This window comes from Brevibacillus sp. NPDC058079, from assembly GCF_042885155.1.
Classification (GTDB): Bacteria; Bacillota; Bacilli; order Brevibacillales; family Brevibacillaceae; genus Brevibacillus.
On sequence record NZ_JBHVSO010000001.1, the window covers coordinates 1162084 to 1174974 of the forward strand.

The 12891-nt window shown below is 41.0% G+C and carries 13 protein-coding genes and 1 pseudogene; 1 reads left to right on the forward strand and 13 read right to left on the reverse strand.

Going from position 1 to position 12891, the window contains the following annotated elements; genetic code table 11:
- Positions 1-208: 208 nt before the first annotated feature.
- The 10 genes and pseudogenes from ACFVS2_RS05260 to ACFVS2_RS05305 all read right to left on the reverse strand — a co-directional run.
- A pseudogene (locus ACFVS2_RS05260) lies at positions 209-619 on the reverse strand (substrate-binding domain-containing protein); the annotation flags it as partial.
- A 237-nt stretch (positions 620-856) separates the two neighbouring features.
- Positions 857-1504: a beta/gamma crystallin family protein gene (locus ACFVS2_RS05265; RefSeq protein ID WP_390231824.1), complete on the reverse strand. Its 648-nt coding sequence runs from the start codon at positions 1502-1504 to the stop codon at positions 857-859.
- 228 nt (positions 1505-1732) lie between these two features.
- A complete protein-coding gene (locus ACFVS2_RS05270; protein WP_390231826.1) occupies positions 1733-2233 on the reverse strand; it encodes a hypothetical protein in 501 nt (166 codons plus the stop codon).
- A gap of 177 nt (positions 2234-2410) precedes the next feature.
- Positions 2411-3040, reverse strand: coding sequence for a LysE family translocator (locus tag ACFVS2_RS05275; protein WP_173619424.1), 630 nt, complete (start codon positions 3038-3040; stop codon positions 2411-2413).
- Positions 3041-3174: 134 nt separating this feature from the next.
- Entirely contained in the window at positions 3175-4506 is a 1332-nt protein-coding gene (locus tag ACFVS2_RS05280) for a hypothetical protein (protein ID WP_390231829.1), read from the reverse strand.
- A gap of 660 nt (positions 4507-5166) precedes the next feature.
- Complete coding sequence (locus tag ACFVS2_RS05285) at positions 5167-5826, reverse strand: anti-sigma factor (protein ID WP_483862250.1); 660 nt, start codon at positions 5824-5826, stop codon at positions 5167-5169.
- A gap of 59 nt (positions 5827-5885) precedes the next feature.
- Entirely contained in the window at positions 5886-6431 is a 546-nt protein-coding gene (locus tag ACFVS2_RS05290) for an RNA polymerase sigma factor (RefSeq protein WP_390231835.1), read from the reverse strand.
- A gap of 96 nt (positions 6432-6527) precedes the next feature.
- Positions 6528-7016 carry a hypothetical protein gene (locus tag ACFVS2_RS05295; RefSeq protein ID WP_390231838.1) on the reverse strand — a complete coding sequence of 163 codons (489 nt, stop codon included), beginning with the start codon at positions 7014-7016 and terminating at the stop codon, positions 6528-6530.
- A gap of 38 nt (positions 7017-7054) precedes the next feature.
- Complete coding sequence (locus tag ACFVS2_RS05300; protein WP_390231841.1) at positions 7055-7858, reverse strand: substrate-binding domain-containing protein; 804 nt, start codon at positions 7856-7858, stop codon at positions 7055-7057.
- Positions 7859-8459: 601 nt separating this feature from the next.
- Positions 8460-9326 (reverse strand): LysR family transcriptional regulator, encoded by an 867-nt coding sequence (locus ACFVS2_RS05305; protein WP_390231844.1) that lies wholly within the window; start codon positions 9324-9326, stop codon positions 8460-8462.
- A gap of 115 nt (positions 9327-9441) precedes the next feature.
- Here ACFVS2_RS05305 and ACFVS2_RS05310 point away from each other — a divergent pair, with 115 nt between their 5' ends.
- Positions 9442-10392 carry a DMT family transporter gene (locus ACFVS2_RS05310; protein WP_390231847.1) on the forward strand — a complete coding sequence of 317 codons (951 nt, stop codon included), beginning with the start codon at positions 9442-9444 and terminating at the stop codon, positions 10390-10392.
- 104 nt (positions 10393-10496) lie between these two features.
- Here the strand turns inward: ACFVS2_RS05310 and ACFVS2_RS05315 are convergent, their stop codons facing one another.
- The 3 genes from ACFVS2_RS05315 to ACFVS2_RS05325 form a co-directional block, all read right to left on the reverse strand.
- Complete coding sequence (locus tag ACFVS2_RS05315; RefSeq protein ID WP_390231850.1) at positions 10497-10868, reverse strand: tyrosine-type recombinase/integrase; 372 nt, start codon at positions 10866-10868, stop codon at positions 10497-10499.
- A gap of 344 nt (positions 10869-11212) precedes the next feature.
- The gene (locus ACFVS2_RS05320) at positions 11213-11650 is read right to left on the reverse strand and encodes an N-acetyltransferase (RefSeq protein ID WP_173619432.1); all 438 of its coding nucleotides are present in this window, start codon (positions 11648-11650) and stop codon (positions 11213-11215) included.
- Between the two features lie 607 nt (positions 11651-12257).
- Positions 12258-12710, reverse strand: coding sequence for a VOC family protein (locus ACFVS2_RS05325; RefSeq protein ID WP_390231854.1), 453 nt, complete (start codon positions 12708-12710; stop codon positions 12258-12260).
- Positions 12711-12891 lie beyond the last annotated feature (181 nt).

Genomic DNA, 12891 nt, shown 5'->3' on the forward strand with positions numbered 1-12891 from the left:
GTAAGTATGCACATTTTGTTCAGTTACTTACATAAAGGTGAGTGTAAAGAACAGAAAAAAGCCTCCCCTCGACCTAATGTTGTTAGGTTCGTATTGTTGGGAGGCCCTTTTGCAAATGTTTTTATGAGCGTTTTCTCCATATACAGCGTGCCTTCAAGCGGATTGAAACGAAAGGGCTCAATTGGGATAAAGGCTTCACGTACAAAGGCTAAACAGATATATTCTCCTCCTCTTTAGCTATAACCTCCCTTGCTGCTTCTATGAAAGATAATATGATTGGTGAAAGCCACTTGTCTTTATGCCATAACATCTGTGTATACACGTGCAAGTCCGGAATTTGCCATGGAAGAGCAACAAGTTCACCCCGTTCAACTTCCGCTTTCGTTGTCATTTCAGGAAGAAAGGCAATACCGATTCCCGCAATTGCACATTGTTTAATGGCTTCGGCATTTTGAAATTCTAAATACGTAATACTATCAATGCCCTTTTTCTCAAATTGCCGGTCAAACATGGTTCGATAGGGACAACCCTTTTCATTCGTCAGGAACACTTGTCCGTGAAAATCTTCCAGTTGCAGTACAGTTAGTTTCGTGAGTGGATGGTCTGGAGCGGCGAAAATCGAACTCATCAGCGAACTTTAGATAACCTAGATAGGATACTCGAACAACAAAACCTAAAGGTTGTAACATAAAAAGTGACCAAATGAATGGTCACTTTTTACTATTGGATGGTTTTATTTATTTTCTCGTAGGCTAACGATGGATGAAAAGCCAATAGCTGATTATTGGTGTACCTGTTGTTTTATTAGTTGACAATGAAAAAAAATGGAGTGCAAATACATGAAGAACTGAATTTATTAGCGCCTTGTGATTAATATGCTTGATGTAGTGTCGTTAAATCCGTGAGGAACCAAATCGGGAATCGTGATGCCCTCTGGATAAGCATTACCACTAAAACTCAAACTTCTTCCAGTAAAGTTTGCATGTTCGAATATCGTTATATCATATGGTCCGACGATACGAATGGATGAAATCTTGTCATTAAGTGGGATAGTGCTCGCGCTTGATGTTACCTTGATCCAATCACCGCTCATTCCGTAGTGATCGTACAAGTAAACGCCATTAAGGTCTTCTTGCTGTTCAGAAACATAAAGAGAAGAAGCTTCATCGTTCCCAATCTTTTCGTCACTCATGTCACGATCACTGAACAAATAAGTAGTGCTACTTCCAGTCCAATTTAAGTGTTCGAAAACAGTCACGTTGTATCGATGATCTAAAATCTTGATCGAGGAAGCTTTGTCATTGAAGAATTTATCATCAAGTTTATTAATTCTACTGCCCGCGTATAGACCTAAGCAGTAACCTTGATAGTCTGCATCTTCGCACAAATATGCTACTGGTGAACCTGGGCTTGTCCCATTCGCGGATACTGGACCTGTCCCTAATGCAATGAATGCCAACACGAACGTTGTTAAAGCGCTTATTAACTTGACTACACCTTTCATTTTAAATCCCTCCTATTAGCTAATGTTTCATACAACTATATGCTATTACAATTTCCAAAATTTGACAATACGGTGTTTGTAAATATTTTGTTTGTTTGTAAAATTTCCTTTTTATTGTAAAAGTCCCCTTTTTTAATAAAAGGGGACCTTCTCGTCAATATTTTGAAAACCAAATCAATTGGTTATAAGAAACTTTTCCTTACGAATAACGATGGAGCATGAAAAAAGTTATTTAGGGATCTTAATTGCAAGCCGATGGGAGTTAGCAAGATTGTTTAAATCGGTTAGGATTTCCTCCATTTGCTGTTTACCAGTCGAAATTTGTTCATTAGCTTTTGCGAGCTCGGATAAATTTTGTTTCTCGATCGATGATGCAAGTAACAATAAACCATCACGTTGTATTTCTGCTGCTTTTATATACTGTTCGTGAATGATTTGAACCTCTTTAGTTGCAGGTTTTATTTTTTTGATCTCTGATAGAAACTGTGCATAGACAGGAATGACATTGTTCGTTAGCTTCTTAAAAATAACGGCATCATCTTTTATCTTTGCACCTAATATTGAGCTATACTCATCAACTGCTCGATTTTCAAGAAAGGCCACTTTTGACATTTCACTATTTATGTATCTTGCTAAGTCATCTTTGACCGGATCACTATTCATTTCCTGAAACGCAAAAAATGAAGAAAGAAAAGCTATGGCATAGATTAGTTTTTTTGATTTCAGCATTGGTACCACCTTTTAATTTGACTATCCTAAGAGAACAATTCCTGTAAGAAAAATGAGATACGGAAGTCCCCCATGACTGTAATAGGCATATCCCCCTAATTAGCCCATTTAGAGGGGGATATCTCTTTACACCGATTGAGATAACATTAGTTCTCGGCCGACAAAGTACATGTATGACTATCTGCGATCAAAAGCAAGACTCGCAGCAAGACCTGTCAAGACACTTGCCATTAGCCAACGCTGCACCCGTAGCCACGTTGGGCGTGTACCAAACCACTCAGCAACTCTGCTCGCTAAAAGAACAATAAGCAGGTTAATGGTAAAGCTGACAGCAATTTGTGTTAGACCCAAAATAGCACCTTGCAGGAGTATCGATCCCCGCGCAGGATCTACAAATTGAGGTAAGAGTGAAACATACAAAATAGCAATTTTGGGGTTCAGTAGATTTGTTATCAATCCCATCAAAAATAACTTTTTCGGCGGTTCAATAGAGAGAGTATCAGGCTTTAGAATGGAAGCAGCACCTGGTTTGATCGCGTTCCAAGCTAGCCAGAGCAGGTAGATAGCCCCGGCCCACTTGACTGATTCATAAACGAACGGAACCGTTATGAAAAGAGCCGAGAGCCCGAACATGGTTGCGATCATGTAAATCACGAATCCAAGAATAACACCAAGAAGCGAGATGACTCCAGCTGTGCGACCTTGCGAAATCGTACGCGAAATAAGGTAAATCATGTTAGGGCCAGGAGAACAAACCATACCAAGCGAAACAAATACAAAGGCAATAAAAGTACCAAAGCTCACCAATTTACATTACTCCTTTCCGTGGTTTATCAAAGTTAGAAATCATTATATATCCCAAATCCATTTTTAATAGCATTATTTTCACTGAGTATGCAAATTTATCTGAAGTTGATGCCCCCGTTCCGCACCTTCTATTGCTACTTGAGCAGCTTGTTCTTCAGCTCCTCCGCCGTGTCCGGCTTCCAATAACTTATTTTTAATTTCTTCTCCTGAACCAATTGTCCAACCTGTTCAAAAAGAACTGCTCTCTTCTGGGCTGGCCAATGGGTAAAGGACTGCAAATCACTGGACACATTCCAAATAGAGGTTGCATTTTCCTCTTGGGACCATTTTTTCATAAGAATCGATTCAACGTCCTCATAACCTATCCGATACAAAATACCAACATATGTCGCGCCAATTCCATCATCCAGAATTGCTCTTTTCAGAAAATACGATTGCACCTTTTGGCAGCAAATTTCATTATTTAGCGGAAGCAGATCACCCAGCACGTCATCAAATTCTCCAGTTACTTTTCCTACATAATAGCTCGTTTTAATAAGACCGCTTAGCTTTTTCTCCTCCGGATCAGTTGCCAAAAGTTCTATCCAGCGCACATCCAAATCCTCAAACAGCAGCGGTGTAAGTGAAAAATATGTATCATCCCTAAGCATATGACCCCAGCCAAACATAAACGTATGCCGATTTTGCTTAGTATCAAACTTCACCGTACCTAGCACGTTCAAAATAAAACGCTGCGCTACCGGATCTTTGTAATAAGGTGAAAACTCCTCGAAAACATCGCCAGCAGGCTTGGTTAGAAGCGCAGAAGCGAAAACAGGAGACAGCCAGGCTCCCCCATATTGTTCATATAGCTTGCAAGCCAGCGCTTGCAGCCTACTATCTCCATCCATTAAAACAGAGCCAACCAAAATCATAGGAAAGGCTTGCTCTAAAGTCACCCCTTCCAAAGTATCACTTATATGAAAGATAGAAGTATCTCTGTAGGTTAACTTTAGCACCTCGCTGTCGCGCTTAAATGATGAAATCTTCTGGATATGCTCTGCTGCAAACTCATACACTTCGCACATCTTCTCACTTGCTTTGCCCGGCATCATGCCAAGAAATGCAAGCAGTGCATCATGCTCTTCCCAGCTGATCTTGCTGCCAGGCTTCTTCTCCAGAAACGTCTGCAAAAAAGCTAGTAATCGATCAGCAAGCTGATCCGACACGGTATTCGAGAATGTTTGGTTTACTATTTTTTCGCATTTTTGAGGCGTCTTTAAAAGCTTTTTCCAATAAGCTGCAGCCGGTTCATAATCAATCTTAGCCAGTGCCCTCTGGGCAGCAAGCTTACTCTTCCCGCGTTCTGTACTTGCCAGATGCAATAGCTCAGGTGCCTCGTTAGCTCCGAGCTCCGAGATAGCCTTCTCTCTGCTACTCCCTTTGGGCGGCAATGCATCGAAAACACGCTGATTATATTCTGTCATTACTGGTTTCCCCCTCATCCTGACTATTTCTATCTATAGTAGCACGCCAAATTTTGCGGATATATAGTTATGACTTCCTTTATAACAAACCCTACAGGCCCCGCCTTCCATTACGGAGAAAACTCATTGTTTTCAGTCTCACTAACAATGAATCCAGTACTACCGACCACCTACAGAAAAAAATGGAGCATCGAATCATAGATGACTATCGCGCTAAGCTCGCTTAATTATCTTTCTTCACTCGTTGGGGCAGGACTCACGCGTGCAAACAGCCTTTTCATGCAAAACCGCCACGAGAACGCCACTAAACGCCAATGTCTATGCGTTTAATTTGACGGACGAAAAGGCCTTACCTGGGAGCTCTTCTCTCTCAGGTGAGGCCTTTTCTCTTAAAAAAGAATAGGAAGATGTCCTCCTTATTTTTTTCTGAGGAGTCTGCCTCATCGTTCCTACTACTTCCGTTCATTCTAATTTGAGGTACTTAAAGGGTGTTTCCTTTTCGATCAACTCACGAGTCATGGTGGAATCCAGCTGAAGCCCTCTCATTGTGGCAAATTCAAAGAATCCATTTTGAAAAAAGATCGATCAAAATCGATTCTACCGTTTCGAATACAAATAGGAATTTTCACGAAAAATGTACCTGTCCTTTTCTGTTACCATCTATGAACCGGCTATTTTTTGTCCCCTTGGTTGCCTGCTGTTGGCGTCTGGTTCGACAGTGATGCCGATTTGATCAAAAGTCTGCCCTTCGGCGAGCTGGTAGGTCAGTATTCCGGATCCGTTTTCGTCCGGCTTGAATATGCCACCATTTTCTCTCGTGCTGTTTTTCAGCAGCCAAACCTGGTAAACCTGTGAACCTTCGACGCCGGGCAATTCGTGAACCTGCACCACCAAATTTTTCTTTGATCCCTGCTGGACAATATAGGCGATGCCGTTTGTTCCCGGGTGGCTTTGATTGGCTGCTTTTAAGGGAATCGCCGTTAAAATTTCAATGGGTATATTTTCGGCATGGCGATTTTTTACCTGTACATTCGCTATTCCAAGACCAATAAATGCGAGCAACAAGACGAACACGATACCGGTTGAAACTGGAGTGAACTGGCTTTTGAGCATCATAGCGAGCTTGCTCATCTTAGTCATGAATGTTTCCGTACCGCTTTTCCTTTTGTGCTCAAAAACAAACCCCAGCACCTCGCCTTTTAGCGATTCAGGCACCTCGATTTCGGTATAATCGAACGGCAAAGCATGCCAGGCCTGGGATAATTCCTGATATTCTTTCTTACACTCCGTACAATTCTTTAAATGTTCAGCAAAGGCCATGTGTTCGCTCTCCTTGAGCTCATTTGCTATATATGGAATTAAATGATCACAAACCCTTCTCATTTTAAATCCTCCAGTTCCAGATGCTTCCTCAATCCTTTAAGAGCCTGGTGAAGCCTGCTTTTAATCGTTCCGAGCGGCTCTTGTTCCAGCTTGGCGATCTCTGAAAGAGAATATCCTTTCCAATAAAGCAAATCGATTAATTTTCTTTGCGCCTTTGGCAATTTGTTTTTCGCCATCGCAATATCATTCGTATTTACTCGTTGCTCGACTGTATTAGCAGGGTCGGCGATCTCTTCAAGTTCCTCTTGATGGTGTTGCGTATGCCTCTTCTCTTTGCGGAGGTAGTCAATACAAATATTGCGGGTAATCGTGAGGAGCCAATTTACAAAGCTGCCTTGAGCAGGATCGTAATAGCTGTTTGTTGTCCATAGTCTTAAAAAGACCAATTGAATAATCTCTTTTGTCTTATCCTCATTCCCATTGCAAAACTTCATAACAAAGCCGTAAACAAGCTTTATATATCGATCATAGAGTTCCTCTAATGCGTGACCATTTTTTTCGTTTACCAATCGCATTAATTCCGCATCGTAATTTTCTTTCATGTGGCACTCCCTGCTCTTGGATAAAAATATATTGCCATAACACTATTTTAAAAGTAAAGATGGGAACGACCGAGACTGATCGTTCCCTGGACAGGCTTATTCAAATGCTGTTTCGCTGTTTACGACAAACCATACATCTTTTACTCCTTGTCCGTTTACATCCCCTGCTTGTTGGTCTTTTGCAAAATAATAGAGAGGAAAGCCTTTGTACGTAACCTGCTTCTTCCCGTTGTCTTCTCTCGTGATCGTATCGAAATCCTTTTTGTCAAAACCTTCCGGGACAGCGAAATCCTCCTGTGTAAAGGCCGGCCAGTTCGCCAGGCAATCTCCGCTACAATTGCTTTTTCCTGCTTCGTCCTTTTTAAAGTAGTACAGGGCCCTTCCCTGTGGATCCGCCAAGTACTTTCCAGCTTTCTCATTCTCCAAAAGCTGGAGGCTGTCAGCCGGGGCTTGTTCCGATTTAGTTTCTTCCGTTTGGGCTTGATCGGGTTGAACCGTCTCTGTTTTTACCTCCGTGCTTTTTCCGCAGGCAGCCAAAGCAAAAATAATCGAAAGTATCGCAAGGGTAAAAACTGCTTTTTTCATGTATGTTCCCCCCAGTTTTTTAGATGTAAGACTCGTCCTTACTTCCAGCCCCATTTTTGAAAGATTTGGTGAGATTCTTCCGTTCTTAAATAATCAATAAATTGCTGTGCCTCTTTTTTCTGATCAGTGATTTTCGTCAGGGCGATCGGCGTTCCACGATAGAGCTTTTCTTCTTCGGGCAGTTCGACCAAGTCAGTCACATCCTGGAGCCGATAATGCCACGATTCATAGGTAATCCAGGCGTCCAGGCTGGAATTCGATTTCCAACGTTCAATGGCTTCGGCACTCGACTTTACAGAAAGGTTAATATTTTGAGAAATGCCTTCGATCAGCCCTTTTCTGCCTGCCAAGTCTTCCCACAGGCCAAGCTGGCCAGCCCCATTCACATCGATTATTTTTACTCCCTTTTTCGTTAAATCCTCCAGGCTTTCAATCTTCTTAGGATTTCCTTTCCTCACCAATATTCCTGCAGCACGCGGGTAAAGCTCCGTACGTGATTTAGTGTCGATCATTTCGGGGTGGTTAAAGATGAAGTCTTGCAGCATATACTCGGAGCCACCGAAAATAATATCTGCATCTTGCTTTGCTTGGCCGATCCAATTGCCCTCTGGTCCGGCTGTTACTTCCACCTTCATTCCCGTTTTAGCTGAAAAATGTTCAGCAGCTTCCTTGATCGGTCCAAGTGGTCCACCTGGTCCGTACACCCGGATGACTTGATCACTTTGGCTGGAATTTGGTGTCGCCTGGGACGCAGGCTTACCGTCCATTTGTGCATAGGCTGACATTCCGGTAGCCGTAAAGACAAAGAGCAGTAGAACTGCTAGGAACACGGTCTTCTTCATGATTCTTCCTCCATTTCACACATGTTTTTTAACGGTACTATCAAAGGAAACGAAGGGAGGAACTAAACGGTTTGATTGTAATTGTGAAATAGTTAGAAAGTTTCATAAATCAATGGAAAACTAATCTGGTGAAGACTAAATAAAGATCTCCGCACAACCTACGCCAGCCTGGCCAGGTGTGTGGCGATCTTTTTCATGTTCAGACACGCAGCGGATTCTTTGTCTCTCGCATCTCATCCAACTTATTTTCATTTGATCGTATAACTTAGCTATAAAACTGCCCGTTAGTTTAACGTGGCCCCAGTTTTTTAGTGATAATAAAGTATTAGACCGGCACTCCTTATCTATCAAGGAATCCCCGTCATTTTAATCGCTAAGATATTTATAAATAGTTTTAGACTCGATGTCGTATTGTATTGTTGCATAAGTTACATTCGAATAATAAAGTTGGAGACTGCCCAATTGAACTTACGAAACCCGTTAGGACGCAATCGCTCGCTCTTCTAGGTATTTTTCCAACATTGTACGATCCTGCAGTGCCCTATATTTTTCTGATTTTTCCCATATACATTTTTTATATCGTTTCTTGACAAACTCCATATTACCAAAATTGCGCGTTTTTTCTAACGATATGAATAAACTCTGTTACTGCCGGCGATAGCCACTTGTTTCTGGGATACAACATAAATGTAAAAAGCGTTTCTTCATACGTTTCGCCTATTAACTTATGATCACGTAACTCTTTCTCCACAGTTATCCGTGGCAATATAGAGACTCCTAGGCCACTAATAATTGATTGTTTTACTGACTCGATACTCCAGAACTCAATGCTGCTTTGAATTCCTATGTTGGATTTTTCTACAAACTGTTCCAGAAGAGTACGATAACTGCAACCTTTATTTGTAACAAGCAAACTGCTCTTTTTCAAATCCAATTGATTGTTGATATTGAAATCGTTGGGATATAAAAACATCATTTGCTCTTCTACTATCGTTTCACAATAAATGTTCGAATTATTCACTTGTTTACCTAACATAAAGACAAGATCTGTACTTCCATTTGAAAGTTCTTCCCGAAATGTTAAAGGATCGACGTGGTGCCATTCTATACTTACATGAGGGTATTTTCGTTTAAATTCTTCAAAAATTGGTGGAAAACGATAGAGTAATAGGTATTCTGCAATCGTAATGGTGATATTACCTGAAATTTCACCTTCCATCGAAGTTACCTCTTTAATTCCGTCATAAATTTCCAACATCTTTTTGGCATGAGGCATCAGTTTTTTTCCAACTTCCGTTAAAATTACCTGTTTTCCTATTCGATCAAATAAAGGGCGGCCTAGTTCCGTTTCCAAAGCCTTTATATGAGAAGTAATGGTTGATTGAGCATATCCAAGATGAATTGCCGCTTTGGTGAACCCGCCTAATTCAACGATCGCAATAAAGGTAACCAAATGCCGAATTTCCACAAAGATTCGCTCCCCCTCACATCCATCTAAAAAGATGATGATTTTTATTCAAAATATCAATTTTATTAATTGATTTCAAGCTCATATACTCTGTGTAAGACTTATTCTAAAGGTTGTGATTACATTGAGAACAACTACCGGAATCCTTTATGCGTTTATTTGGGCTACTGCGGCAATTGCTACAAAAATAGGTTTAGTCTCTTCAAGTCCACTACTTTTCGCTTCAACAAGATTGTTTTTCGCAGGGATTATTCTATTTGCTATCGTGTATATCGCTAACAAAAAGTATCCTTTTCCAAAAGGGAAAGAATGGGGAAATCTAATTATTCTAGGACTACTTAATTCGACTATTTATGTGGGATGCTGTTTCTTATCCCTTGACCATGTAGATTCAAGCATTTTTAATTTATTACTCACTTTCAATCCGTTTATTGTTGCTTTTCTTTCCTCCATATTTTTAAACAGAACCATCAAAAGAAATGAGTTAGTGGGAATGTGTCTCTCTGCGTTAGGCCTAGGAATTGCCCTATATCCCTATATAAACGATATTAATGGAACGTTATTCGGTTTCATTACATTGGGAATTGGTGTTTTTTCAATGGGGATCGGAAGCATTTACTTTAGTAAAATACAAATGAGATTGCCCGGAATTGTAGTAAACACCTGGCAGATTATTTTAGGTAGTGCAATGGCTATGCCGCTTTCGTTTTTATTAGAACCTGACTACTACTTTCATCTCGATTTCTACTTTGGATTTGGGCTTTTCTGGCAGGTGATTGTTGTTTCAATTATTGCGATGTTGCTTTGGTTCTCCTTATTGAAAGAAGACCCTGTCAGAGCAAATAATTTTTTATTTCTAACACCTATTTTCGGATATATGTTATCTGCCATTTTTCTTGGTGAAACAATAACCAGCTTTCATTATATCGGCGCACTCTTTGTTATTATTGGTACAGTTTACAGTCAGACGAATATGTTTGGCTTAATACAGAAAGAGACTAAAATACCTGTCACCGCACAGATTCGTACGGAAGCAGCCGATCAACGTGCAACCGGAGAATCCTAGAAAAAGAGATTTTTCACAAACTAGTGTGTGTGAGTAATCGGGAAAGGTCGAACAAATGTCGTTATTGAACTATCCTGCCCTTTAGTTCAGCAGAAGACTTTACCCTAAAAGTACCGCCTATACAACTCCCGTCGACGTTCCCCGCGTAACTGAGAGTAGATCTGTGTTGTTGATGCCTTCTCGTGACCCAGCATTCCTTGAATAAAATCTAACGGGGCACCATTATCAAGTAAGTGACAAGCATACGTATGACGAAAGCGATGAGGATAAACGTTAACTGTAACCTCTCCACGGGCTGCAAGCATCTTAACAGCATAACGTATTGTAGGTATGGCCATTCGCCGCACAGGAAGTGATTCCGTCACAAAAAGGGCTTTGCAAGAATCCTCTCGACGATCGAGGTATCTTCTCTTTAACCAGACCTTACATTCGGTTGTAAAATACACTTCTCGTTGCTTAGAGCCTTTACCATGCACAATCGCGGAGTAGCTCTCCCAGTATATATTTCGATATCTAACCTGTGCACTTCCCCTACGCGACAACCAGTACAATATAAAAACTCCAAGAATGCGCGCTCGCGTGGGGAATCACAGGTTATCTTAAGATTAATCACATCTTCTTCAATTAAAAACTTCGAGTTTCAAAGTGTACGGACTAAAACCCAGAATACATTTATCGGCCTCATACAACGTCCAGATATCAGTCATTTTCATAAAACAACCCCCCTCCCGAGGCTAATTTCTTTTAGCTTCACTATGTTGGGGAGGGATTAATCCGTATTTTGAATTTGTAGAACTAGTGATACCCGTTACTTCAACGATCAATTTGGAAAGGTCGACTCAGAAAGTAAGTCTGGTTCAAGCTTCCAAATATTCATTCCCTTTTTCGTCTCAACAAACGACCATTTCGAGTCCATATAATAATTATTGAACTCAAGATTTGACGGGCATGCGGAGAAGATTGGGTAACCAATTTGTGATAGTAGATATCTCATGAGGTTCTTATGACGATACTGTTCCTCTACGGCAAACTGATAAAGAGAGATTGTGCCGTTTTTCTTTAGGTAGATTCTTGCTGCTGCGATAATGATGTCTTCTATATTCATAACAACAACAGATCTTCTTTTTACGGCCGCTCGAAGTCCTAATGGGCAAAGAAACTCCTCATTGTACACTGCCTTATTCTCGCGAGTGATATGTTTTGAAAAAAATGACTCAAGTTGTTTAATATCCTCAACCACGGCAAATCTTACGTTCAATTTTTAACCACTTCCCCGAACAGCTTACTTTCCAATCGTCTCCAAAAGCATGGATGAGTGTTTGCGTAGCAGTACGCACCATTTCCGATGTAAGATAACATGTATTTTTCCCTCTTTCTAAAAATAATAGTTTTCATACTATAGACTTCGGCGAACCTCTTTTTCTGACAGCTCCTATTTGATCTGTTGTTGAAATCTAAAAAAAGAGGTGATTATCAAATGAAATATAATTTTAGATATGAACACACTGGATCTATACCGCTAACGTCTTCCATCCTACTAATCTGCCCGTTAGCGCAGATCGGCTGCCGATCTATACCGGCTGCCGCGTTTTAGTTATTTATTAAGCTATCGAAACGCGTTAGTTGAGTCCCTTTAATTTGAGTCCCACCGAGTTAAGGCAGCTTGCTGCCGGCCGCGATGCGGTTAGTCAGTGCGGATGTGTCCCGGCACCTTGTTTCCGGGACCGAGGGTCGCCCAGACCCGGAGCGTGAATGCGGTGTTTATATGATGCACCCGACTTCTCTGAGATACTTTCACACTGCTTTTCTGTTTCTATTTTACTCTTGTAATGTATATTTCAGTTAAGTCTTCTTTTAAACGTCACTTATTTATTACGGAGTTGTTCCGCCAAACCGATTAGAAGTCCTTCAGTTCCACGAATGTAGCAGAGCCGATACGAGTCCTCGTACTGAACCACTTCGCCAACGAGCTGAGCACCATACTTAGTGAGTCTGGATACCATTTCGTCAATGTCTTCAACGGTGAACATGACGCGTAGATAACCGAGGGCATTTACAGGAGCAGTTCGGTGATCTGATATAGTAGGTGGGGTGAGAAATCGCGAAAGTTCAAGTCGGCTGTGGCCATCTGGGGTAACCATCATAGCAATCTCTACACACTGTGAACCCAGCCCGGTTACGCGACCAGCCCATTCACCTTCGACAGTAGCTCGCCCTTCGAGCTTCAAGCCAATCTCCTCGAAGAAAGAGATTGCGTCATCAAGGGATTCTACAACGATGCCAACATTGTCCATTCTTAGTAATTTGTTTTTTGCCATAGTTTTATCTCCTTATGTGTACAAATTTATTACCTGATTCCATCAAGGATTACTAATTACTTCCAAATAATTAACATCTTGTCACAGTATAGTAAAATGTGAAATTTGGTTTTCGGATATGTCATGTTACCTTTTATTCTACGAAATTCAATTCGGAGTTACGATATTATCTCCTACTTAT

What these genes read in the sequence shown, in the direction of transcription:
- ACFVS2_RS05265 (WP_390231824.1), bottom strand. Translation starts at nt 1,504, where the DNA reads ATGAAAGGTGTAGTCAAGTTAATAAGCGCTTTAACAACGTTCGTGTTG.
- ACFVS2_RS05270 (WP_390231826.1), bottom strand. Translation starts at nt 2,233, where the DNA reads ATGCTGAAATCAAAAAAACTAATCTATGCCATAGCTTTTCTTTCTTCA.
- ACFVS2_RS05280 (WP_390231829.1), bottom strand. Translation starts at nt 4,506, where the DNA reads ATGACAGAATATAATCAGCGTGTTTTCGATGCATTGCCGCCCAAAGGG.
- ACFVS2_RS05285 (WP_483862250.1), bottom strand. Translation starts at nt 5,826, where the DNA reads ATGGCCTTTGCTGAACATTTAAAGAATTGTACGGAGTGTAAGAAAGAA.
- ACFVS2_RS05290 (WP_390231835.1), bottom strand. Translation starts at nt 6,431, where the DNA reads ATGAAAGAAAATTACGATGCGGAATTAATGCGATTGGTAAACGAAAAA.
- ACFVS2_RS05295 (WP_390231838.1), bottom strand. Translation starts at nt 7,016, where the DNA reads ATGAAAAAAGCAGTTTTTACCCTTGCGATACTTTCGATTATTTTTGCT.
- ACFVS2_RS05300 (WP_390231841.1), bottom strand. Translation starts at nt 7,858, where the DNA reads ATGAAGAAGACCGTGTTCCTAGCAGTTCTACTGCTCTTTGTCTTTACG.
- ACFVS2_RS05325 (WP_390231854.1), bottom strand. Translation starts at nt 12,710, where the DNA reads ATGGCAAAAAACAAATTACTAAGAATGGACAATGTTGGCATCGTTGTA.